General features: G+C 42.4%; 20 protein-coding genes. 7 read left to right on the top strand and 13 right to left on the bottom strand.

Annotation, left to right across the window (positions count from 1 at the left end; translation table 11 throughout):
- Positions 1-2: 2 nt before the first annotated feature.
- The 4 genes from DB729_RS08560 to pbp1b form a co-directional block, all read right to left on the bottom strand.
- Positions 3-1,133 (bottom strand): N-acetyldiaminopimelate deacetylase, encoded by a 1,131-nt coding sequence (locus tag DB729_RS08560; RefSeq protein WP_109290268.1) that lies wholly within the window; start codon positions 1,131-1,133, stop codon positions 3-5.
- A gap of 61 nt (positions 1,134-1,194) precedes the next feature.
- Positions 1,195-1,893 (bottom strand): 2,3,4,5-tetrahydropyridine-2,6-dicarboxylate N-acetyltransferase, encoded by a 699-nt coding sequence (dapD, locus tag DB729_RS08555; RefSeq protein ID WP_109290267.1) that lies wholly within the window; start codon positions 1,891-1,893, stop codon positions 1,195-1,197.
- Between the two features lie 84 nt (positions 1,894-1,977).
- Complete coding sequence (locus tag DB729_RS08550; protein WP_109290266.1) at positions 1,978-2,889, bottom strand: DMT family transporter; 912 nt, start codon at positions 2,887-2,889, stop codon at positions 1,978-1,980.
- A 77-nt stretch (positions 2,890-2,966) separates the two neighbouring features.
- The gene (pbp1b, locus tag DB729_RS08545; RefSeq protein WP_109290265.1) at positions 2,967-5,447 is read right to left on the bottom strand and encodes a penicillin-binding protein PBP1B; all 2,481 of its coding nucleotides are present in this window, start codon (positions 5,445-5,447) and stop codon (positions 2,967-2,969) included.
- 140 nt (positions 5,448-5,587) lie between these two features.
- Between pbp1b and tyrS the strand changes: the two genes are divergently transcribed.
- Positions 5,588-6,844, top strand: a complete 1,257-nt coding sequence (gene tyrS / locus DB729_RS08540; RefSeq protein ID WP_000546907.1) for a tyrosine--tRNA ligase — start codon at positions 5,588-5,590, stop codon at positions 6,842-6,844.
- A 55-nt stretch (positions 6,845-6,899) separates the two neighbouring features.
- Positions 6,900-7,748 carry a putative RNA methyltransferase gene (locus tag DB729_RS08535; protein ID WP_109290264.1) on the top strand — a complete coding sequence of 283 codons (849 nt, stop codon included), beginning with the start codon at positions 6,900-6,902 and terminating at the stop codon, positions 7,746-7,748.
- 114 nt (positions 7,749-7,862) lie between these two features.
- Here the strand turns inward: DB729_RS08535 and DB729_RS09500 are convergent, their stop codons facing one another.
- From DB729_RS09500 to malQ, 3 genes are all read right to left on the bottom strand, one after another.
- Positions 7,863-8,063, bottom strand: coding sequence for a hypothetical protein (locus DB729_RS09500; protein ID WP_045618041.1), 201 nt, complete (start codon positions 8,061-8,063; stop codon positions 7,863-7,865).
- Between the two features lie 246 nt (positions 8,064-8,309).
- A complete protein-coding gene (gene glgP, locus DB729_RS08525) occupies positions 8,310-10,568 on the bottom strand; it encodes a glycogen/starch/alpha-glucan family phosphorylase (protein ID WP_109290263.1) in 2,259 nt (752 codons plus the stop codon).
- A 24-nt stretch (positions 10,569-10,592) separates the two neighbouring features.
- Entirely contained in the window at positions 10,593-12,110 is a 1,518-nt protein-coding gene (gene malQ / locus DB729_RS08520; RefSeq protein ID WP_109290262.1) for a 4-alpha-glucanotransferase, read from the bottom strand.
- 475 nt (positions 12,111-12,585) lie between these two features.
- On the opposite strand from malQ, the gene DB729_RS08515 reads away from it, so the two are divergent.
- The 5 genes from DB729_RS08515 to DB729_RS08495 all read left to right on the top strand — a co-directional run bounded on the left by DB729_RS08515 (position 12,586) and on the right by DB729_RS08495 (position 18,097).
- The gene (locus DB729_RS08515; RefSeq protein ID WP_109290261.1) at positions 12,586-13,857 is read left to right on the top strand and encodes an extracellular solute-binding protein; all 1,272 of its coding nucleotides are present in this window, start codon (positions 12,586-12,588) and stop codon (positions 13,855-13,857) included.
- 126 nt (positions 13,858-13,983) lie between these two features.
- Complete coding sequence (locus DB729_RS08510; protein ID WP_162279193.1) at positions 13,984-15,276, top strand: carbohydrate ABC transporter permease; 1,293 nt, start codon at positions 13,984-13,986, stop codon at positions 15,274-15,276.
- A gap of 1 nt (position 15,277) precedes the next feature.
- Entirely contained in the window at positions 15,278-16,120 is an 843-nt protein-coding gene (locus DB729_RS08505) for a sugar ABC transporter permease (RefSeq protein ID WP_109290260.1), read from the top strand.
- 180 nt (positions 16,121-16,300) lie between these two features.
- The gene (locus tag DB729_RS08500) at positions 16,301-17,101 is read left to right on the top strand and encodes a DUF1189 domain-containing protein (protein WP_109290259.1); all 801 of its coding nucleotides are present in this window, start codon (positions 16,301-16,303) and stop codon (positions 17,099-17,101) included.
- A gap of 9 nt (positions 17,102-17,110) precedes the next feature.
- On the top strand, positions 17,111-18,097 hold the full coding sequence (locus tag DB729_RS08495) for a LacI family DNA-binding transcriptional regulator (protein WP_109290258.1): 987 nt from the start codon (positions 17,111-17,113) through the stop codon (positions 18,095-18,097).
- 33 nt (positions 18,098-18,130) lie between these two features.
- Here the strand turns inward: DB729_RS08495 and DB729_RS08490 are convergent, their stop codons facing one another.
- The 6 genes from DB729_RS08490 to DB729_RS08465 form a co-directional block, all read right to left on the bottom strand.
- Positions 18,131-19,072 (bottom strand): YitT family protein, encoded by a 942-nt coding sequence (locus DB729_RS08490; RefSeq protein ID WP_109290257.1) that lies wholly within the window; start codon positions 19,070-19,072, stop codon positions 18,131-18,133.
- On the bottom strand, positions 19,050-20,813 hold the full coding sequence (aspS, locus tag DB729_RS08485) for an aspartate--tRNA ligase (protein WP_109290256.1): 1,764 nt from the start codon (positions 20,811-20,813) through the stop codon (positions 19,050-19,052). The genes DB729_RS08490 and aspS overlap by 23 nt, the downstream gene beginning before the upstream one ends.
- Positions 20,814-20,964: 151 nt before the next feature.
- Complete coding sequence (locus DB729_RS08480) at positions 20,965-21,183, bottom strand: hypothetical protein (RefSeq protein WP_000832176.1); 219 nt, start codon at positions 21,181-21,183, stop codon at positions 20,965-20,967.
- A gap of 17 nt (positions 21,184-21,200) precedes the next feature.
- Complete coding sequence (locus tag DB729_RS08475) at positions 21,201-21,842, bottom strand: CPBP family intramembrane glutamic endopeptidase (protein ID WP_109290255.1); 642 nt, start codon at positions 21,840-21,842, stop codon at positions 21,201-21,203.
- A gap of 9 nt (positions 21,843-21,851) precedes the next feature.
- The gene (locus tag DB729_RS08470) at positions 21,852-22,550 is read right to left on the bottom strand and encodes an ABC transporter permease (protein WP_109290254.1); all 699 of its coding nucleotides are present in this window, start codon (positions 22,548-22,550) and stop codon (positions 21,852-21,854) included.
- Positions 22,543-23,367: an ABC transporter ATP-binding protein gene (locus DB729_RS08465; protein WP_109290253.1), complete on the bottom strand. Its 825-nt coding sequence runs from the start codon at positions 23,365-23,367 to the stop codon at positions 22,543-22,545. Before DB729_RS08465 ends, DB729_RS08470 begins: the two co-directional genes overlap by 8 nt.
- Between the last annotated feature and the right edge of the window lie 2 nt (positions 23,368-23,369).

The raw sequence follows: 23,369 nt of genomic DNA, 5'->3' as shown, positions 1-23,369 counted from the left end.
CTCTACTCTGCTGCCTTCTTTTTAAGAAAGCTAGAGACCGCATCCACTCCAATAGCTAAGGCTTCTTCCTTGGGGCTCATCTGAGGATGGTGCAGGGCGTAAGGACTATCGATACCTAACCAAAACATAACGCCGTCTACCTTCGAAAGGAGATAACCAAAATCTTCACCTGTCATAGCAGGCTCGATATCAATCAACTCGATTCCGTCTTTTTCTCCAAAGAAGTCCATCAGTTCACGCGCCAAGGCTGGATTGTTCTCAACAGGTAGGTAGCCCCCTTGTTTAAGTTCGATTTCGACTTCCATATCAAAGGCTGCTGCAACACCTTCTGCTACTGTCTTGACTCTCTTTTGTACCAAGAGGCTCATGTCCTGAGTCAAAGCGCGAATGGTTCCATGTAAAAAGGCTGTGTCTGTGATGACATTATTCGCAACACCAGCTTGGAAAACACCAAAGGTCACCACTGCTCCCTCGATGGGGTTAACATTGCGGCTAACCACTGACTGCACCTGAGTGATAAAATAGCTAGCAGCCACCAAGGCATCATTGGCCTCATGCGGGAAAGCTGCGTGTCCACCTTTTCCTTTGAAACGGATCTTCACTTCACAAGTCCCTGCAAAGAGAGTGTGTGTATTGGTCGCAATCTGACCAACTTTCAAATCTGGACGAACATGGAGTCCATAAAACTGGTCTGGTAGCCAGTCCCCAAAAGCACCGTCCTCATACATGAGCATGCCACCAGCTTCATTTTCTTCAGCAGGTTGAAACAGAAAAAGCAGATTATTCTTGGGCTGCTCCTCAAGAGCACGCTCGAGACAGCCCAAGGCAATGGTCATGTGGAAATCATGTCCGCAAGCATGCATACGACCTTGATGTTGGGAAGAAAAAGGAAGGCCTGTTTGTTCGACGATAGGCAGGCCATCAATGTCTGTTCGCCAACCAATAGTCCGCTTCGGCTGGCTTCCCTGCAGGTAGACCAAAATCCCTGTCCGCCAGGTACGGACTTGAACAAAGTTCTTGTCCGAAGTCAATTTCTCAATCACAGCCAACAAATAAGCTTGAGTTTTAAACTCTTCTAAGCCAATCTCTGGAATCTGGTGCAAATCTCGTCGAGTCTGAATCAAATCTAACATCTATCGATCCTCCTTTTGATAGAAGAAAGAGGCTGGAAGAAATATCCGCCTCTTTTTATTTTTACAAGGTACGAAGCGCATCTTCTAGCGCTGTTTTTTGTTGGGTTTGGGCATCAATTTCTTTGATAATACGAGCCGGAACACCTGCCACTACCACGTTTTCTGGAACATCTTGGGTAACGATAGCTCCTGCTGCAACAACTGAACCACTGCCGATTTGAACTCCTTCGATCAACACTGCATTAGCACCGATAAGAACATTATCTCCGACACGGACTGGATCTGCGCTAGCTGGCTCAATTACACCTGCCAAAACTGCACCTGCACCAACGTGGCTGTTTTTCCCAACGATAGCACGGCCACCAAGGATGGCACCCATGTCAATCATGGTTCCAGCACCAATTTCAGCACCGATATTGATAACAGCTCCCATCATGATAACAGCATTGTCACCAATTTCAACCTGGTCACGGATAATAGCACCTGGCTCGATACGAGCGTTGATCGCACGTTTATCTAGCAAAGGAACTGCAGAATTACGAGCATCTTGCTCGACAACGTAATCTTGATTTTCTACCAAACCTTCAAGAAGCGGAGCGACATCCTTCCAGTCTCCGAATAAAACATTTCCTAGTTTGACAACAGAGCTAGGCACAGCAGATGCGAGTTGCCCCTCAAAGGTTACTTTGACACTGGTTTTCTTTTCAGCATTGGCGATAAATTGGATGATTTCTTGGGCAGTCATTTTTGTGGCAGTCATAGGCGCCTCCTGGTTCGTTATAATGATACCTATTCTACCAAAAAAGGCCTCAAATTTGAAGCCTCAACTATCAAATAAGCATCTTTACTTGGCTTGTTTTGCTTCTTCTACAGATAAGAAAATCATCGGAACGATAATCAACACCATAGCTAAAGCCAAAAAACCATCCATGACCAATCCCAGAAAAAGAACACTTAATAAAGCTGAAGAAAGCGGTTCGCTAGCACTCACCACCGATACGACCAGCGGGGAAACGAGGGACACAGCCTTCATAGATAGGAAGAAGGCAAAAGCAGTCCCAAACACGGCAATCATCAGACAAATCAGCACACTTACCAGATCCACTTGAAAACTTATCTGATAAATAGGGTAAAGGAAATTACTAAAGAGTCCTGCCAGAATCATCCCCCAACCAACAGTCGGAACAAATCCGTAGCGCCGTGCAAAACGCTGAGGCAGGATAACATTAAACATGACCCCTACTGCACTGAGCAAACCTGTTACTAGAGCCAAAGGTGTCATGGATAACTGGGACAAGTCCCCTTTTGTAGCCATCAAAAAAACACCTAGCATGGCAATCAAAACATAGAAAACTGCTGTAGTCGAAGCCTTCTTCTGATAGATGATTCGATTGTAAAACAGGATAAAAACTGGGCTGATAAATTGCAAAATGGTCGCCGTCGTCGCATTCGAATACTCAACGCAGAGATAAAAGAAAAACTGCACAGAAAAAATACCTAGAATAGCATAGGCTAAAAAAGGTAGATAATTTTTCTTATCACGCCAGATGTCCAACAAGCGGCTACGCAACTGAAAGGCAGATAGACCTAAAACCAAACTCCCCGCCACTAGTAAACGCATAGAAGTAATCCATCCAGAAGACACTGGATAATGAGTGAAAAAATACTCTCCTAAAATCCCACAGATCCCCCAGATTAGGCCTGAGAGTAGCGAGTATAGTGTTCCCTTAACAATCTTTTTCTGATAATGATTCATACTCCTATTGTAACACGAAACCAACAAAGAAAAAAGTAGCAACAAGGAGAAATTACTAACCTTGCTGCTACTCTATCTTAGCGATTAAACAGACGTGAACGTCCTGAAGAGCCACTCTGAGTATTTCCACTCGAACTTGTTGTTCCCGAACTGCTACTTGAGCTTGGAGGAGTTACTGCAGGGATGCTTCCTAGAATATTCTTCCAAGCATTCTGATAATCTGCATCGCTTCCTCCAATAGCAAAGCGGTAGGTGGTTACTGGTGCCCCTTCTTTAGTAGCCCAGTAACTTGTTACGGTAGAACCGGAAACGTTGACTTCTTTGCCATTAATTGAAACCTTGCCCGGTTTCTCCCCTGTAGACTTGAGAACTTGTGACTTGGTCACACTTGAGTCAAGATTAAAGCGCTCATTCCCCCAAATTCCAGGTTTTGCTTGTTGAATGGCATTAACCAAGTGGGCCATATAGTTGGCATTGCGGTAGTGGCCCGCCCCTTTGGCTAGTGGGCGGTTGTCATCGTGACCTAGCCAGCCACCCAAGGTCAAGCGAGGCGTAGAAAGCATAAGCCACATATTTTCATCTTCATTGGTTGTACCAGTTTTTCCAATCCAGTCGGCACTAGCGAGGCTTGGATTGATGGTAGCCAAGTCTGTTTGGAAACTTGAGGTAATCCGAGATGAGATAACATCGCGAAGCAAGCTTTGCATGATGGTCGCTGTCGCTTTTGAGTAAACTTGGACAGGTTTATCTTTATGTTCATAAACCACTCGACCATCTGTTGATTCGATCTTCGCAATCATATGTTTCTTATGGTAAACTCCGTTGTTGGCCAAAGTCTGATATCCGTTAGTATGCTGAGCAACTGTAACGTCAATTCCTCCGCCCATCGGTAAACTCTCAATACCATATTCTGGGATTTCGTAACCCATTTTTTCCATATAGCCTTTAACATCAACACCCTTCTCTCGAAGTGTACGATAAGTCCAGTAGGCTGGGATATTCCATGAGTAGTTAAGGGCCTCCCCTAACGTCATCATCCCTGTACCAGGACTATTGACATACATGATAGGATTGCCGTTTGAAAAGTTGGTCGGATAGTTTGATAAGATACTTGCACTTCCCATCAGACCTTGGTCGATGGCAATACTGTAAGCCAATATCGGCTTAGTAGTCGAAGCAGGAGAACGTTTTGTGTCGATAGCGTGGTTATTCTGATTTTTTTGATAATTGCGACCACCGACAAACCCAAGAATAGCTCCTGTTTGGTTATCCATGAGGACATTCCCCACCTCAGGCTGGCCTGTCGAATCATCTAGCAGATAGCCGTAGGTCGCCACTGCATTTTGCATCGCAGCATGAACATTTTTATTGATAGTCGTCGTAATCTTATATCCACCATTTTCAATTTCCTTAGTCGCTAAATCACGATAAGCTTTCTGGATGGATTCATTCTTTTGCTCTTGTACAGAGACATTATCTCTCTGAATCAGGTAGTCATACATCCGATCAGTAGCTTCTGCCAAGGTTGCAAAGTAGAGATAGTCACGCGAAGTACCACTGACACTACCAGATGGTAAGAAGTCTTTCTTAAAATCATAATCCTTGTACTTGTCGTAATCTTCCTGACTTAGAGCCCCTGTCCGGTACATATTATAGAGAACATCTCTAGCCCGTTTGACCCCCAGAGCCAAATCCTCCTCGCTCTTCATACTACCGTCAGATTCATAAGGGGAGTAACTAATTGGACTCTGTGGCAATCCTGCGATAAAGGCTGCTTGAGGGACCGTTAGATCCGAAGCCTTAACCCCAAAGATCCCTTCTGCAGCCTGCTGGGCACCTGCAATATTCTGACCTTTGTGATTGCGACCAAAAGGAGCTATGTTGAGGTAGGTTGTTAAAATCTCATCCTTACCCATAGCCCGCTCTAAAGCTAGAGCATCAATGATCTCTTTAGCCTTACGAGCTAGAGTGGGAGCATCCCCCACCACTTGCTGCTTGATAACCTGCTGAGTCAAGGTCGAACCACCACTGGATGACCCCAGACCAACAAAAGTTCCCAAGGTCGCACGAATAACGGCCTTAGGCACAACTCCCTTGTGCTCGTTGAAATTCTCGTCCTCTGTCGCAATGATAGCCTTTTTAAGATTATCCGAAATAGCAGCAGAAGCGACTGAAGTGCGCAACAAATCGCCCTCGATCGAGGCAATGGTACTGCCGTCAGAATAAGTGATTTCTGAGATAGAGGCAATATCCTTCACTTGCTTGACCAACTCTTCTGCTTGAGGGACTTGGGCCTTGTCAAATAGGGCAACTCCATAACCCATAGCCACCCCAGCACCAAACAGTCCACCGATAAAACCTAAGATAAAGAGAGTATTAAAGACTATTTTAAACCCACTCAAAACCCTAGCAAAATTAGATCCTGCCCTTCTAACTTTATCAGAAGAGGTCGCCTTTTTATCGATTTTCTTATCTGCTTGTTTTTGTTTCCATTTAGCAGCTAGCTGCTGAAAAAAATGCAGCATTTTTGTTTTTAATTCATTAATTCTTTCTTTCATGAATGTCCTCGCTTTCTCTATTATACCATAAAAGGGAAACTTTCAATAAAATAGCCACTTTCTTCCCTATTCCACTAGGCTATTGTCCGAGTTTGTGATACAATAGGTAGAAACAATATTTTATAAAGGAGAAAAGACACATGCACATTTTTGATGAGCTAAAAGAGCGTGGTTTGATTTTTCAAACGACTGATGAAGAAGCTTTGCGTAAAGCCCTAGAAGAAGGTCAAGTTTCTTATTATACTGGCTACGATCCAACTGCTGACAGCCTTCACCTAGGTCACCTTGTCGCAATCTTGACAAGTCGTCGTTTGCAACTAGCAGGTCACAAACCTTATGCGCTCGTTGGCGGTGCCACAGGTCTCATCGGAGATCCGTCCTTCAAAGATGCTGAACGTAGTCTCCAAACAAAAGATACAGTAGAGGGCTGGGTCAAGTCTATCCAAGGACAACTTTCTCGTTTTCTTGACTTTGAAAATGGCGAAAACAAGGCTGTCATGGTCAACAACTACGACTGGTTTGGCAGCATCAGCTTCATTGACTTCCTCCGTGATGTCGGAAAATACTTCACTGTCAACTACATGATGAGCAAGGAGTCTGTGAAGAAACGGATTGAAACAGGGATTTCTTACACTGAGTTTGCCTACCAAATCATGCAAGGGTATGACTTCTACGTCCTTAACCAAGAGCACAACGTAACGCTACAAATCGGTGGTTCTGACCAGTGGGGAAATATGACCGCAGGTACCGAATTGCTTCGTCGTAAGGCTGATAAGACTGGTCACGTGATTACTGTTCCACTCATCACAGACGCAACTGGTAAGAAATTTGGTAAATCTGAAGGAAACGCTGTTTGGCTCAACCCTGAAAAGACTTCTCCATACGAAATGTACCAATTCTGGATGAACGTCATGGACGCTGACGCTGTTCGCTTCTTGAAGATCTTTACCTTCTTGTCACTGGATGAGATTGAAGACATCCGTAAACAGTTTGAAGCGGCTCCACACGAACGCTTGGCTCAGAAAGTCTTGGCTCGTGAAGTCGTTACACTTGTTCACGGCGAAGAAGCCTACAAGGAGGCCCTCAATATCACAGAGCAACTCTTTGCTGGAAACATCAAAAATCTTTCTGTTAAAGAACTCAAACAAGGACTTCGTGGCGTGCCAAACTACCAAGTACAAGCAGACGAAAACCACAATATCGTGGAACTCCTCGTGTCATCTGGTGTGGTGAATTCAAAACGCCAAGCCCGTGAAGATGTTCAAAATGGAGCCATCTACGTCAACGGCGACCGTATCCAAGACCTTGACTATGTCTTGAGTGATGCAGATAAGTTAGAAAATGAACTAACTGTTATCCGCCGCGGTAAGAAAAAATACTTCGTTCTTACATACTAAAAAAGCAGACTGGGGGGCATTTGCCATCCAGTCCTTTTTTTGCTAGACTAAAACTATGAATACAAATCTCAAACCAAAACTTCAACGTTTTGCTACTGCTAGCGCCTTTTCCTGCCCCATCTGTCAAGAAAATCTGACCTTGATCGAAACTAGTCTCAAGTGTAGTAAACGCCATTCTTTTGACTTGGCAAAATTTGGCTATGTCAACTTGGCTCCGCAAATCAAGCAATCTGCCAACTACGACAAGGAAAACTTTCAAAACCGCCAACAAATCCTAGAAGCTGGCTTTTATCAAGCTATTCTAGAGGCCGTTTCTGATTTACTTTCAAACTCAAAAAATGCCAAAACAATTTTAGATATCGGATGTGGTGAAGGTTTCTACTCTCGCAAACTCCAAGAAAGTCACTCTGACAAAATCTTCTACGCCTTTGACATCTCCAAAAATTCCGTCCAAATCGCTGCCAAGAGCGAACCCAACTGGTCAGTCAACTGGTTTGTTGGTGACCTGGCTCGTCTCCCTATGAAAGACGCCAGCATGGATATCCTGCTTGATATCTTTTCGCCTGCCAACTATGGGGAATTCCGTCGCGTTCTATTCAAAGATGGGATCTTGATAAAGGTCATCCCGACGGAAAATCACCTCAAAGAAATCCGTCAAATGGTGCAGGACCAGCTGACAAAGAAGGGCTATTCCAACCAAGATATCAAAGAACATTTCCAGGAACATTTCAGCATCCAATCTAGTCAGATTGCTTCCTTAACAAAACCTATCTCGGCTGAGCAACGCCAAGCCCTGCTTGCCATGACGCCTCTCCTCTTTCACGTTGACCAAACCAAGATTGACTGGAGTCAGTTGACTGAGATTACCATCGAAGCAGAGATTTTAGTTGGGAAAGCAGTGTAAATAAATCTTTCAATAAGACAAAACCCACACCTCCTCTTGAGGTGTGGGTATAAATCGCGATTTTTCAACTGTCTATCCGAAAAGTGGAAAAAATTTTAACCTCTCCATTTATTTTCAATTCGAAATAACAAATTTATCAATGAATAATAAGTGAAATGAGGCAAGTGTAATCCCCAAATAGCACCCATGATAAGAGATTTCTTGATGAGTCAGTGGAAAGGAACTACTATTACCCATATAAAGGCATGACCAAATTACAAAAAGAATCCAAAATAAATCAGTCCATTTATATTTTGAAAAATATTTTTTCCACATAAGAACACCCTCTTTCCCGCAATCATATTATAATACTCTATGTAAGCGAATACAAGGAATACGAGGTCATCAACTACGAAGAAGCATGATACTGAAATACAGTGAAAAGTAGAATTTCTAAAACTTCAACGTATCTAGGATTTATCTCTTTTTAGACAAGATTGACCCAAATCCACATCATTCAAAAAAAGCGAATTTCAATCGAAACTCGCTTTTTTACAAAATGTATTAGTATAAATTTGTATCTTAGTTCAAGTGCCAGATATCTTCGTTGTACTGAGCGATTGTACGGTCAGATGAGAAGAATCCTGCTTTAGAAATGTTAACGATGACTTTATCCAACCATGCGTCACGGTCTTCGTAGTCAGCAAGCATTTGCTCTTTGACTTTGATGTAGTCTTCCAAGTCAAGGAGAGTCATGAACCAGTCTTTGTTGATCAATTCGTTGTAAAGACGTTCCAAGCGTTCTTTCTTACCTACTGCAAGAACAGCATCGCTGACGATGAAGTCAACCAAAGGTTTGATAGCTTTACGAGCATAGAATTCGCTTGATTTGTAAGCTGCTTTTGCGTAAAGGTCGATAACAGTTTCTGAATCTTCACCAAAGATGTAGATGTTTTCGTCGCCAACCAACTCAGCGATTTCCACATTAGCTCCGTCCATAGTACCAAGAGTCAAAGCTCCGTTCAACATGAATTTCATGTTACCAGTACCTGAAGCTTCTTTAGAAGCAAGTGAGATTTGTTCTGAAATATCACATGCTGGGATAAGGAAGCTTGCTGCAGTAACGTTGTAGTTTTCAACCATAACCACTTGCAAGTGTGGAGCTACTTCTGGATCATTTGCAATCACTTCTGACAAGCAAAGGATCAAGTGAATGATGTCTTGGGCAATTGTGTAGGCAGGAGCTGCTTTACCACCAAAGAAGACTGTGATTGGACGAGCAGGGATGTTACCAGCCTTGATGTCAAGATATTTGTGAATCACATACAAAGCGTTCATTTGTTGGCGCTTGTATTCGTGAAGACGTTTGATTTGGATATCAAAGATAGAGTTTGTATTGATTTCCACACCTTGGTGTTCTTTCAAATGACGAGCCAGTTTACGTTTGTTGTGAGCTTTGATGCTTTCCAATTTTTCTTTGACAGCAGCTTTGTCTTCGTATGACAAGAGTTTTTCAAGCTCATCTGCTTCATGGTGCCATCCCTCTCCAATAATCTCATCCAAGTAGTGAGACAGTCTTGGGTTGGCATGCATGAGCCAACGGCGGAATGTGATACCGTTTGTTTTGTTGTTGAATTTTTCTGGGTAGATGTCGTAGAATGCTTTCAACTCAGAGTTCTTCAAGATTTCAGTGTGGAGGGCTGCTACCCCGTTAACACTGTATCCGTAGTGGATATCCATGTGAGCCATGTGTACACGGTCGTTTTCATCAATGATTTGAACAGCTGGGTCTTTGTATTCTGCTTTCACACGGCGATCCAATTCTTTGATGATTGGTACCAAGTGAGGAACCACTTCTTCCAAGAATTCAAGAGGCCATTTTTCAAGGGCTTCAGCAAGGATGGTGTGGTTAGTGTAGGCAGTCATGCTACGAACGATAGAGATTGCTTCATCAAGTTCGATACCACGTGCAGTCAAAAGACGGATCAATTCAGGGATCACCATTGATGGGTGAGTATCGTTGATTTGTACAACTGCGTAGTCCGCAAGGTCATGCAAGTTGCTTCCTTTTTCGATTGCTTCGTCGATGATTAATTGTGCACCGTTTGAAACCATGAAGTATTGTTGGAAGATACGGAGCAATTCACCCTGCTTGTCGCTATCGTCTGGGTAAAGGAAGAGAGTCAAGTTGCGAGCGATATCTGTCTTGTCAAAGTTGATACCATCTTCGATGATAGAAGAATCAACTGAATCCAAGTCAAACAAACGCAAGCGGTTTTTAGTAGCTGTCTTGTAACCAGGTACATCGATATCGTAAAGAGTAGATGTCAATGTGAAGTGTGCAAATGGTACTTGGTAGCTACGGCTTGAACGAACCAACCAGTTTTGGTCAGTCAACCAAGCATTAGGAATAGTTTCTTGTTGGTTGTTTTTAAGAACTTGTTGAAAAAGACCGAAGTGGTAGTTCAAACCAACACCGTCACCATTCAAACCAAGTGTAGCGATTGAGTCGATAAAGCAGGCTGCCAAACGTCCCAAACCACCGTTACCAAGTGATGGTTCCAACTCAACTTCTTCGACTTCGATCAAGTCTTTACCTGCAGCTGCAAGTTCTTTTTTCACATCGTCGTAAAGGCCAAGGTTAATCAAGTTGTTTGACAAGAGTTTACCGATCAAGAACTCAGCTGAGATGTAGTAAACTTTTTTCTTACCAGTGTTGACTGGCTTTTGGCTACTAGCAAGTTTGCTGTAGTTGAGAAGAGCAAGGTAAAGCTCTTCATTGCTACATTCTGCAATGGTTTTATTGTAACGCTTTTGTACAAATTCGTTTAATGGTAACATGTTTATGTGTCTCCTGATAATGTCTTATTTCTTTAATTCTACCAAATTTTCATTGATTCGGCGATAAATTGTAGTCAAGTCAAGCAAAGTTTCTTCAACAGCTGGTGTGAGTTGGTCTGCTGTCATACGCCATGACCAGTTTCCACCAAGAGTAGACGGGAAGTTCATACGAGCTGACTCATCTAGTTCTAGCAAGTCTTGCATGGTTGCAATAGCCATGAAGCTAACAGATGAAAAGACTGTGCGAAGCATTGCGTGTGGCACTGTTTCGTACTCTTTACGGTTCGTGTAACGAGCCATGTATTCACGAGTTGGATCGTCGATCTCATTACGGTACCAACCAAGGACTGTATTGTTATCGTGTGTTCCTGTGTACATAACAGAATTAGCTGGCGCCAAGTGTGGGCTATCGATACTTTCGTCTTCTGGGTTGAAGGCGAATTGAAGAATCTTCATTCCTGGGAAGCCAGTGCGTTCACGCAACTCGATAACTTCATCTGTCATGAAACCAAGGTCTTCTGCGATGATGTTTAGCTCACCAAGCTCTTCCTTAACAGCTGCAAAAAGCTTATAGCCTGGGCCTTTCACCCATTTACCAGGTGCTGCTGTATCGGAACCAGCAGGAATTTCCCAGTAAGATTCGAAACCGCGGAAGTGGTCGATACGAACGATATCGTAGATCTTGAAGCTTTCGCGCAAGCGTTCAATCCACCATTTGTAACCGTCTTTGTCCATTGCTTCCCAGTCATAGATTGGGTTCCCCCAAAGCTGGCCAGTGGCAGAAAACTCATCTGGTGGGCATCCTGCGATGCAAGTTGCTTTACCATTGGCATCTGTCTTGAAGAGATGTGGATTTGCCCACATGTCGCTTGAATCTTCCGCTACATAGATAGGCATGTCCCCGACGATTTCGATGTGGTTATCGTTAGCGTAAGCTTTCAATTTCAACCATTGTTGGAAGAAGAAGTATTGAGTCACACGGTGGTAAACCAACTTATCTGCCAATTTCTCACGGTAGCTTTCAAGTGCTGAAGCTTTACGAGCACGAGCATCTGCATCTGGCCATTCTGTCCAAGCGAGATTGTCAAAATGCTCTTTGATCGCCATATACTCAGCGAAGAGTTCAAGCCATGATTGGTTGTCTTTAGCAAACTTCTCAAAATCTTTGACATCTCCCACTTCCAAGAAGCGTTTAACTGCTTTTTCTAAAAGCGGACGACGTGCATAATAAACCTTCGCATAATCAACTTCAGATGCATCGCTACCAAAGTCAACACCTTCAAGGTCACTAGCTTCGAGCAAGCCTTGCTCTACTAAGATATCAAGGTCGATAAAATGCGTATTTCCAGCAAAGGCCGAGAATGATTGGTATGGAGAATCTCCATAGCTTGTTGTCCCAAGAGGGAGGATTTCCCAGTAACGTTGCTTCGTACGAACCAAGAAATCAACGAAATCATAGGCAGTCTGACCAAATGATCCAATCCCGTATGCTCCTGGTAGAGAAGAGATGTGCATCAACACACCACTTTGACGTTTTTTCATAATAGCACCTCATGTGTTTGTTATAAAACGTTGCGCAATCAAGGCGCAAACGTTTGCGTTGAATTAAGTATAGCGCATTTCAAAGACAAATGCAAGCGTTTTTAAAAATTTTTTTGAATTATTTTTATCTGACTAAAACTTATTCCCACTGATATTTTACGAAATAAGCGAAAAAATTTTTAAAGATTTTCTGATTTAAGATAATTCATTCCGAACGTCTGCTATATTTTCTGAAAATTGGGCTAAATTAACGCAATCGTTTCCCTTGGTTTTCACAAAATAAGAAAATCAGCGTTTAGGATATTTTCTTCCTATTAAAGGTAATCATATCCACTTCCAAACCTTAAAAATTTTTTAAAATTTTTTCAAAAAAACCTTGCAACCGTTTTCTATTTGTGCTATACTAAGCTCATAGAGGAAAACGTTTGCGTTTCCCGAATAAATTATAACTGTTATTCTTTAGGAGGAATACACTATGTCATCTAAATTCATGAAGAGCGCTGCTGTGCTCGGAACTGCTACTCTAGCTAGCTTACTTTTGGTAGCTTGCGGAAGCAAAACTGCTGATAAAGCAGCTGATACTAGCTCATCTGAAGCAAAAGAACTTACTTTCTACGTTGAAGACCAATACAAAGCCTACGCTGAAAAAGTTGCTGCAGCTTATGAAAAAGAATCAGGTACAAAAGTTAACATCAAATCAGGTGACCAACTTGGTGGACTTGACAAACTTTCTCTTGACAACCAATCAGGTCAAGCTGCTGACGTTATGATGGCACCATACGACCGCGTAGGTAGCCTTGGTACTGACGGACAACTTTCAGAAGTTAAATTGAGCGACGGCGCTAAAACAGATGATAAGACTAAATCTCTTGTAACAGCTGCTGACGGTAAAGTTTACGGTGCTCCTGCCGTTATCGAGTCACTTGTTATGTACTATAACAAAGATTTGCTTAAAGAAGCTCCTAAAACATTTGCTGATTTGGAAAACCTTGCTAAAGACAGCAAATACGCTTTCGCTGGTGAAGATGGCAAAACTACTGCATTCCTAGCCGACTGGACAAACTTCTACTACGCATACGGACTCCTTGCTGGTAACGGTGGTTACGTATTCGGACAAAACGGTAAAGATCCTAAAGACATCGGTCTTGCAAACGACGGTTCTATCACAGGTATCAACTACGCTAAATCTTGGTACGAAAAATGGCCTAAAGGGATGCAAGATACTGAAGGTGCTGCAAACTTGATCCAAACTCAATTCCAAGAAGGTAAAACAGCTGCTATCATCGACGGTCCTTGGAAAGCTCAAGCATTCAAAGATGCTAAAGTAAACTACGGTGTTGCTACTATTCCAACTCTTCCAAATGGTAAAGACTACACACCATTCGGTGGTGGTAAAGCTTGGATCATCCCATCAAGCACTAAGAACCTTGAAGCTGCACAAAAATTTGTAGACTTCCTTGTTTCAACTGAACAACAAAAAGCATTCTACGATGCAACTAACGAAATCCCAGCTAACACTGAAGCTCGTTCATACGCTGAAGGCAAAAAAGATGAGTTGACAACAGCCGTGATTGAACAGTTCAAGAACGCTCAACCAATGCCAAACATTTCTCAAATGTCAGCTGTTTGGGATCCAGCTAAAACAATGCTCTTTGACGCTGTAAGTGGTAAAAAAGATGCTAAGACAGCTGCTAACGATGCTGTTACATTGATCAAAGAAACAATCAAACAAAAATTTGGTGAATAATTGAATTCGTTACAAGGGGGGAGAATACAAATCCCCCTTTGATTTTATAAATTTACGAATGATTGCAGTTGCCTATCTAGTGATTGGAGACAAACTTCAATCTCGTATCCTATGAAAGGAGTATTCATGGAAAACCAACAACCTAGCAAAGCAGCCTTGCTTTCAGTGATTCCTGGGTTAGGACAGATTTACAATAAACAAAAGGCCAAAGGTTTTATCTTCCTTGGTGTCACTATCGTGTTTGTTCTTTATTTCCTAGCACTTGCAGCCCCTGAATTGCACAATTTGATCACTCTTGGTGACAAGCCAGGTCGTGATAATTCCCTCTTTATGCTGATTCGTGGTGCCTTCCATTTAATCTTTGTAGTCGTTTATGTGCTCTTTTATTTCTCAAATATTAAAGATGCACATACAATCGCAAAACGTATTAACAATGGAATTCCTGTCCCACGTACTTTTAAAGATATGATCAAAGGTATTTATGAGAATGGTTTCCCTTACCTCTTGATCATCCCATCTTACGTCGCTATGACATTTGCGATTATCTTCCCAGTTATCGTAACCTTGATGATTGCCTTTACCAACTATGACTTCCAACACTTGCCACCAAACAAATTGTTGGACTGGGTTGGTTTGACTAACTTTACAAACATCTGGAGCTTAAGTACCTTCCGTTCAGCCTTCGGTGCGGTTCTTTCTTGGACCATCATCTGGGCCTTGGCTGCTTCTACCTTGCAGATTGTCATTGGTATATTTACAGCAATCGTTGCCAACCAACCATTTATCAAAGGAAAACGTATCTTTGGTGTTATTTTCCTTCTTCCTTGGGCTGTTCCAGCCTTCATCACTATCTTGACATTCTCAAACATGTTTAACGATAGTGTCGGAGCGATCAACACTCAAGTATTGCCTATCTTGGCTAAGGTTCTTCCTTTCCTTGACGGTGCTCTTATCCCTTGGAAAACAGACCCAACTTGGACGAAGATTGCCTTGATTATGATGCAAGGTTGGCTAGGATTCCCATACATCTACGTTTTGACTTTGGGTATCTTGCAGTCGATTCCTAACGACCTCTACGAAGCGGCTTACATCGATGGTGCCAATGCTTGGCAAAAATTCCGCAACATCACTTTCCCTATGATTTTGGCTGTTGCAGCACCAACATTGATCAGCCAATACACCTTCAACTTTAACAACTTCTCTATCATATACCTCTTCAACGGCGGAGGTCCTGGTAGCGTTGGTGGTGGAGCCGGTTCAACTGATATCTTGATCTCATGGATTTATCGTTTGACAACAGGTACATCTCCTCAATACTCTATGGCGGCAGCTGTTACCTTGATCATCTCTATCATTGTCATCTCTATCTCTATGATCGCATTCAAGAAACTACACGCATTTGATATGGAGGATGTCTAAGATGAATAACTCAATCAAACTCAAACGTAGACTGACTCAAACCCTCACTTACCTCTACTTGATTGGTCTTTCAATCGTGATTATCTATCCACTTTTGATTACTATTATGTCAGCCTTTAAAGCAGGTAACGTCGCAGCCTTTAAACTAGATACTAACATCGACTTCAATTTTGATAACTTTAAAGGACTCTTTACTGAAACCTTATACGGTACTTGGTATCTCAATACCTTGATTATCGCCTTGATTACCATGGTTGTTCAAACAAGTATCATCGTACTTGCTGGTTATGCCTACAGCCGTTACAACTTCTTGGCTCGTAAACAAAGTTTGGTCTTCTTCTTGATCATCCAAATGGTACCAACAATGGCCGCTTTGACAGCCTTCTTCGTTATGGCCCTTATGTTGAATGCCCTTAACCATAGCTGGTTCCTCATCTTCCTATATGTCGGTGGTGGTATCCCAATGAACGCTTGGTTGATGAAAGGTTACTTTGACACCGTACCAATGTCTCTTGATGAATCAGCAAAACTAGATGGTGCAGGACACTTCCGTCGCTTCTGGCAAATTGTTCTCCCACTCGTTCGCCCAATGGTTGCAGTACAAGCGCTCTGGGCCTTCATGGGACCTTTCGGAGACTACATCCTCTCTAGTTTCTTGCTTCGTGAGAAAGAATACTTTACAGTTGCCGTTGGTCTACAGCCCTTTGTCAGCAATGTGAAAAACTTGAAGATTGCCTACTTCTCAGCAGGTGCTATCCTCATCGCGCTTCCAATCTGTATTCTCTTCTTCTTCTTACAAAAGAACTTTGTTTCAGGACTTACAAGTGGTGGCGACAAGGGATAATCTATCCCCGCCACCCTTTTTTCATTTTGGAGCTTGTTGCTAAAGCTACAAGATTGGACACCCTTCTACAAATCTTATTGAAACCCTCTTTCAATACATAATTGATTTCCTAGACTTGAAATAAAGTACATTTCTCTATATAATATTACTCATATAGAAAACACTTTTAGAAAGATGCCTATGCTTCCATATCCATTCTCGTATTTTACTAGTATCTGGGGATTTCGTAAGCCCCTGTCAAAACGTTTCGGACTCAACTGGTTTCAACTCCTCTTTACTAGCATTTTCCTCATCAGCTTGTCTATGATTCCAATTGCTATTCAAAACAGCTCACAGGAAACGTATCCATTGGATACGTTTATCGATAATGTCTACACGCCCCTGACAGATGAAGCCATCATGGACTTGTCAGAGAATGCACAAATCGTTGATGGAAAACTGAACTACTCAGGCACTAAGAATCAGCAGCCTTCTCTTTTGATTGGTCCAAGCCAAAGTAAAGAACTGCCAAAGGACTTACAACTTCATTTTGATACGGAAGAACTCGTTATCAGCAAGGAAAGTAAAGAGCTGACTCGTATTCGCTACCACGCCATTCAAACGGAGAGTTTCCAGAGTAAGGAAAGTTTGACCCAGGCTATTTCTAAAGACTGGTACCAACAGAACCGTGTCTATATCAGTCTCTTTCTCGTCCTTGGTGCAAGCTTCCTCTTTGGATTGAATTTCTTCATTGTGTCTCTTGGGGCTAGCTTTCTCCTTTATATCACCAAAAAATCACGCCTCTTTTCATTTAGGAGCTTTAAAGAGTGCTACCATTTTATCTTGAACTGTTTAGGATTACCAACTTTGATTACACTTGTTTTGGGACTTTTCGGCCAAAATATGACAACCCTTATCACTGTACAGAACATTCTTTTTGTTCTTTATCTGGTCACTATTTTTTACAAGACACATTTCCGTGATCCAGATTATCATAAATAGGAGATTTTTATGCCCGTGACGATTAAAGATGTGGCTAAGGCTGCAGGTGTCTCACCTTCAACTGTTACCCGCGTCATTCAAAACAAATCAACGATTAGTGATGAAACCAAAAAACGAGTTCGCAAGACGATGAAGGAGCTCAACTACCATCCCAATCTCAATGCTCGTAGCTTGGTAAGTAGCTATACTCAAGTTATCGGTCTGGTGCTCCCTGACGACTCGGATGCCTTTTACCAAAATCCTTTCTTCCCATCAGTCCTACGGGGGATTGCCCAAGTCGCATCTGAGAACCACTATGCTATTCAGATCGCAACTGGTAAAGATGAGAAGGAGCGTCTCAATGCCATTTCTCAAATGGTCTATGGGAAACGTGTCGATGGTCTAATCTTCCTCTACGCTGAAGAAGAAGATCCTCTGGTCAAGCTAGTAGCCGATGAGCAGTTCCCTTTCCTCATTCTCGGAAAATCTACTTCACCCTTTATCCCTCTTGTTGATAATGACAATGTACAAGCTGGCTTTGATGCGACAGAGTATTTCATCAAAAAAGGATGCAAACGAATTGCCTTCATCGGGGGTACAAAGCGACTCTTCGTAACGCAAGATCGTCTAACTGGCTATGAGTCCGCACTCAAACAACACCAGCTTCCGATTGATACCAACTTAACCTACTTTGCGACCGAATTTCTAGAAGAAAAAGGTTATCAATTCAGCGAACTCCTGTTCAATCACGATCCACAGATTGACGCTATCATCACAACCGATAGTCTCCTCGCAGAAGGGGTTTGTGACTACATCAGTAAGCATCAGCTAAAGGTTCCTGTCTTGAGTTTCGACTCTGTCAATCCTCGACTTGACCTTGTAGCTTATGTGGATATCAATAGCCTGGAACTTGGGCGCGTTTCCTTTGAAACTATTCTTCAGATCATCAACGATGCTAAAAACAATAAACAGATTTGTTACCGCCAGTTGATTGGACACAAAATTATCGAAAAATAAAGACCAGCCCCAAGGCTGGTCTTTTGAGTATTATTAATTGTCTGTTTCTACGAATCGTCCTAGGATGTGGACATTCTCAGATACAGAGACAAAGGCTGTCGGATCGACCTGTTTCATGATGTGTTTAAAATCATTAAACTCTGCTCGCGTGATAACCGTAATCAAGACTGCTTTTCTCTCATGATTATAGGTTCCTTCTGCATCGTGGATCATGGTTGCTCCGCGGTGCAATTTTTTATGGATTTTTGCGATTACCTTGTCAGGATTATTGGTCACAATCATGGCCTGCATGCGTTTTTGCTTGGTAAAGACCGCATCTGTCACACGGCTCGATACAAAGATGGTAATCATAGAGTAGAGGGCGTATTTCCAACCAAAGGTTAGACCTGCTATCAGCATGATGGTTCCATTTACCAGGAAAGAAATGCTACCGACATTCTTACCTGTCTTCTTACGAATGGTCAGACTGACGATATCTGTACCTCCGCTAGAAATATTGTTACGGAGTGCAAAACCAATCCCTAAGCCCATGACAACACCCCCAAAAAGGGCATTGATAATGGGATCCTCTGTCAAAGTCACAACTGGTACAAGCTGGATAAAGAGGGAACTCATGGATACTGTAATAAAAGTAAAGACCGTAAATTTATGTCCAATCTGATACCAAGCTAAAATCATCAACGGAAAATTGATAGCATAAAAGGTTAGCGATATTGGAATGTAAAAGCCAAACCAGTGATGACTCAAGGCAGAGATAATCTGTGCCAGACCTGTCGTACCACTGGAGTAAACGTGTCCTGGTTGAAAAAAGAAATTGACTGCTACTGCTGACAAAAAGCCATAAACCAGAGAAGCCGATACTTTCTCATCGTATTTTTCCCGAGAGATACTTTGTAAAACTCGTAAGATTTTTATCTGATAAGCAAAGCGGCGCAGATAATAGCGCCACCGCTTAATTCGTTTTGCTTGTTTCATCTTCTTCTACTTGTAAGCTGAGTTCCTCTAGTTGTTTGAGAGCGACTGTTGATGGAGCTTGAGTCATTGGGTCTGTTGCCTTATTGTTCTTAGGAAAGGCAATGACTTCACGGATATTCTCTTCTCCTGCAAGCAACATGACAAAACGGTCAAGTCCAATAGCCAAACCACCGTGTGGTGGGAAACCATAGTCCATGGCTTCAAGAAGGAAGCCAAACTGGTCATTGGCTTCTTCAGCTGAGAAACCAAGAGCCTTGAACATGCGTTCTTGAAGGTCTTTTTGATTGATACGAAGACTACCACCACCAAGCTCATAACCATTCAAGACGATATCGTAAGCAATGGCACGAACCTTAGCCAAATCACCTTCTAATTCGTGAGCTGTTTCTTCCTGTGGAAGGGTAAATGGATGGTGGGCGCTCATGTAGCGACCTTCTTCTTCAGACCATTCAAACATTGGCCAATCAACCACCCAAAGGAAATTGAATTTATCGTTATCAATCAAGTCAAGCTCTTTGGCGATACGGCCACGAAGGGCACCAAGGGTTGCATTGGCTACTTCAAGCGTATCCGCCACAAAGAGAACCAAGTCCTTATCTTCAAGACCAAGTACTGCAGTCAATTCTGCTTGAATGCCAGTCAAGAACTTGGCAACTGGTCCGTTTAATTCTCCATCAACCACCTTGACCCAAGCAAGACCTTTGGCACCATATTGTTTGGCTACTTCAGTCATCTTGTCAATGTCTTTACGTGAGTAGTTATCTGCTGCTCCTTTGACCACAATGGCTTTAACGGCAGGTGCTTCTGAAAAGACTTTGAAATCAACACCCTTGACAACTTCTGTCAAGTCCTGAAGCAACATATCAAAACGAGTATCTGGCTTATCAGAACCATAGAGAGACATCGCGTCATCATACTTCATACGAGGGAATGGAAGCGTCACGTCAATGCCTTTGGTTTCTTTCATCACGCGCGCAATCAATCCTTCTGTAATATCTTGGATTTCTTGCTCCGTAAGGAAGGATGTTTCCAAGTCGACCTGGGTAAACTCAGGCTGACGGTCACCACGCAAGTCCTCATCACGGAAGCATTTGACGATTTGGTAATAGCGGTCGAAACCAGCATTCATCAAAAGTTGCTTGGTAATCTGTGGACTTTGAGGAAGAGCGTAGAAATGCCCTTTATTAACACGAGACGGCACCAAATAGTCACGCGCCCCTTCTGGCGTTGACTTCGAAAGGAATGGCGTCTCCACATCGATAAATTCCAACTCATCCAAGTAGTTACGGATAGAGTGGGTCACTTTAGCACGAAGTTTGAGATTTTCTAACATCTCTGGACGACGAAGGTCAAGGTAACGGTAACGCAAACGCGTATCGTCATTGGCCTCAATACCATCTTTAATCTCAAAAGGTGTTGTTTTGGCTGTATTCAACACTGTCAAAGCTGTCACGTTCAACTCAACCGCACCAGTCGGCAACTTATCATTGGCTTGCTCACGCGCTACGACTTGTCCAGTCACCTCAATGACAAATTCGCTACGAAGGCTTTCAGCTGTTGCCATGACCTCTGCAGATACTTTTTCAGGGTTGATAACCAACTGCATAATCCCTTCACGGTCACGAAGGTCGATAAAGATCAAACCACCCAAGTCACGACGACGGCTAACCCATCCTTTCAAGGTAATTTCTTGTCCGATATGTTCCTCAAGAACACGACCAGCATACATACTACGTTTCATTGTTTCTCTCCTCTTTTATTCTGTTACTATTTTACCATAAAAGCGTAAGCACTTCATGAAAATCAGCAGAAAAGTTTGATTGTCTTTAGAAATCAAAACAAACAGACAAAAAATCCGATGAAAACGTCATCGGATTCTCTGATTATGATTCTTAACCTTTTTTACGCTTTTCAGCAATCTCAGCTGCCTTTTTAGGTAGAACAATCTCCGTCGCATAAGCCGAAGCAAAACGCAAGACACCTGCAATAGGCGCAAAGACAACTGCTAGATAGTTGTAAAAGAAGTCGCCTTTAAAGGCATAGGCAAGTGCCCCGATGATAAAGAAGAGAACGACCGCCTGTATCACTGCTAATAAAATTACTCGTTTCATGTGACCTCCTGACTCTATTATAACATGAGTATCATCAAAAAGCCGATTAAATTATTCAAAGCGTGTAAAGAAATGCTATAAAGAAGGCCTTTTCGGCTTACATAAGCCAAACCCAAACTCAATCCCAGACTAGCATAGACTAAAAACTGTTGCAAAGTCCCTGGAAAATGAATCAAGGCAAAAAGCACACTCGATACGAGGAGAAACAGAGCTGTCTGTTTGCCGTTGTTCTGCTTAGGAAAGAGATAGCGCGCTAACATCCCTCTAAAGATGAGTTCTTCCGTCAGAGGAGCAAAGACTACCACCATAAAGAAACCAAAGACAGGCTGTGCGACTGTCAGTTGAGATACGATTTGTTGATTGACTGACGGATCTTCTGGCAAAAAGAACTGGGCTGTAATCGCCACTAGCAAAACCAGAGTAGGCAACCAGATATAACGATTAAAAGCTGTCGTCTGGATGCTAACTTTTTCTGTCTGATACCATCTGTAAACTCCATAAACATAGGCCCCTGACAGGGCGATATAAAGTGGTAAGACTCCAAAGATTGGAGCCCCTAGTCCAAGAGCTGATAACGCCATACTCTGAACCAGACCATAGCCAAAGAAAAAGGATAGAACAGCTAGAAGAAACCAGCCAAGATTTTTAAGTAAGTTCATATAGGCCTCCTACTTTCCTTTATAACTATTTTTCAATACGAAGAGACTAGCTAATCCTAGCAAAAGGACCCATGCTAGCAAAAGACCAAGACTTCTCAAAGATAACTCTCCACCACCTGCTTTTAACAGACTTACCAATGGACCAATGAAAGAATAGTCCAACAGTTTTTGCGCAGTTGCATTTTGAACAGCAAGAGTGGGCAAGAAAGAGAAGGTCAGCATAGGAAAAATACTATACACTTGCGCCTTAGACTGAGTATCTGATACTGCACCGATAAGAATGTTAAGAAAGATAATGCTGATAGTTGCCAGAAGCAGATAGAGACCATAGGTAAGAAAGTAGTTTGTCAAATCAACTTTAAGATATAGAGGGAGAACAACCATCGAAAAAAGCACCACGAGAAGAGGAAGGGCCATCATGCTCAGAGTATACTCCGTTGCTGTCACACCACTTAGTATGAGTGATTTAAGATTGCGTTTTTCCTTATCCTCAGCCATCATAATCGATACCATATAACCACTTCCCATACTCAAGACCATCGTCAAACTCGTAGAGAGGAGAAACATAGTCAGTTCTCCACCCTTGTTTAAGAATTCATTATACAGGATAGCAATACCAAAGGGCATTAATAAAGTCGCTAACAAGGTTGAATTGCTAATAAGAACTTGCAACCTTAACCAAAGAAGGGCATTTAATTTTCTAAACATCTAACTTTTCTCCTGTCAATCTAATAAAGATTTCTTCTAAAGTCGGTTCACAAGAATGAACAGCTATTAGATTTGTCGTATTCAAATGGGGCAATTCTTCAAAAGGAATCACTTGCTCGCGTCCATCTTGGTAGCGTAAACGGACCTTTTTATCCACATGGTATTTCTGGATAATCTCTTGTGGGCTACCATACTCAATCAAGTTCCCCTTATTTAAAAGAGAGAGTCGATCGCAAAGCAAGGTTGCTTCATTCATATCGTGGGTTGTTAAAAAGATCGTTGTACCAGCCTGCTTCAGTTCCTGTAAAAGAGCATGAATCGATTTTGAGGTGGTAGGATCAAGACCACTTGTTGGCTCATCCAGAAAGAGGATTTTGGGAGCATTTAGAAGAGCACGAGCCAAGAACATCCGTTGTTTCATACCTGTGGATAGTTTTTCTGCGATAAGGTTTTTGGCATCTGATAACCCAACTTGATCAAGTACTGTATCTACTCTAGAAGCTTTAAGACCATATAATTTTGCATAAATGAGCAGATTTTTATAGAGGCTCATCTTTTCATAAAAACCACTGGTATCACTAACAATCCCGATTTGTTCCAAATCATTTGAAGTCAAATTTCGAGAGGACTTCCCTAGGAGAACGGTCTCACCCTGATCTGCAGCTAACTGACCCGTCAAAACATTGATCATAGTTGTTTTACCTGAACCTGAAGGTCCTAGGAAGCCAAAAATTTCACCTTCTTGAATCTCAAAAGAAATCTGATGCAGAGCTTTCTTGCCTCCAAAACTTTTGCTTACATTTTCAACACGAATCATAG

Origin of the sequence: Streptococcus halitosis (genome assembly GCF_003143695.2) — a bacterium.
GTDB lineage: Bacteria > Bacillota > Bacilli > Lactobacillales > Streptococcaceae > Streptococcus > Streptococcus halitosis.
Note: the sequence above shows the minus strand (reverse complement) of the source record. Positions and strands in the feature narration are given on the sequence as shown.

Coding starts and splice junctions, on each gene's coding strand:
- DB729_RS08560 (WP_109290268.1), bottom strand. CDS start 1,133: ATGTTAGATTTGATTCAGACTCGACGAGATTTGCACCAGATTCCAGAG.
- DB729_RS08510 (WP_162279193.1), top strand. CDS start 13,984: ATGGAAAACCAACAACCTAGCAAAGCAGCCTTGCTTTCAGTGATTCCT.
- glgP (WP_109290263.1), bottom strand. CDS start 10,568: ATGTTACCATTAAACGAATTTGTACAAAAGCGTTACAATAAAACCATT.
- DB729_RS09500 (WP_045618041.1), bottom strand. CDS start 8,063: ATGTGGAAAAAATATTTTTCAAAATATAAATGGACTGATTTATTTTGG.
- dapD (WP_109290267.1), bottom strand. CDS start 1,893: ATGACTGCCACAAAAATGACTGCCCAAGAAATCATCCAATTTATCGCC.
- malQ (WP_109290262.1), bottom strand. CDS start 12,110: ATGAAAAAACGTCAAAGTGGTGTGTTGATGCACATCTCTTCTCTACCA.
- DB729_RS08465 (WP_109290253.1), bottom strand. CDS start 23,367: ATGATTCGTGTTGAAAATGTAAGCAAAAGTTTTGGAGGCAAGAAAGCT.
- DB729_RS08495 (WP_109290258.1), top strand. CDS start 17,111: ATGCCCGTGACGATTAAAGATGTGGCTAAGGCTGCAGGTGTCTCACCT.
- DB729_RS08550 (WP_109290266.1), bottom strand. CDS start 2,889: ATGAATCATTATCAGAAAAAGATTGTTAAGGGAACACTATACTCGCTA.
- DB729_RS08500 (WP_109290259.1), top strand. CDS start 16,301: ATGCTTCCATATCCATTCTCGTATTTTACTAGTATCTGGGGATTTCGT.
- pbp1b (WP_109290265.1), bottom strand. CDS start 5,447: ATGAAAGAAAGAATTAATGAATTAAAAACAAAAATGCTGCATTTTTTT.
- DB729_RS08535 (WP_109290264.1), top strand. CDS start 6,900: ATGAATACAAATCTCAAACCAAAACTTCAACGTTTTGCTACTGCTAGC.
- DB729_RS08505 (WP_109290260.1), top strand. CDS start 15,278: ATGAATAACTCAATCAAACTCAAACGTAGACTGACTCAAACCCTCACT.
- tyrS (WP_000546907.1), top strand. CDS start 5,588: ATGCACATTTTTGATGAGCTAAAAGAGCGTGGTTTGATTTTTCAAACG.
- aspS (WP_109290256.1), bottom strand. CDS start 20,813: ATGAAACGTAGTATGTATGCTGGTCGTGTTCTTGAGGAACATATCGGA.
- DB729_RS08480 (WP_000832176.1), bottom strand. CDS start 21,183: ATGAAACGAGTAATTTTATTAGCAGTGATACAGGCGGTCGTTCTCTTC.
- DB729_RS08490 (WP_109290257.1), bottom strand. CDS start 19,072: ATGAAACAAGCAAAACGAATTAAGCGGTGGCGCTATTATCTGCGCCGC.
- DB729_RS08470 (WP_109290254.1), bottom strand. CDS start 22,550: ATGTTTAGAAAATTAAATGCCCTTCTTTGGTTAAGGTTGCAAGTTCTT.
- DB729_RS08475 (WP_109290255.1), bottom strand. CDS start 21,842: ATGAACTTACTTAAAAATCTTGGCTGGTTTCTTCTAGCTGTTCTATCC.
- DB729_RS08515 (WP_109290261.1), top strand. CDS start 12,586: ATGTCATCTAAATTCATGAAGAGCGCTGCTGTGCTCGGAACTGCTACT.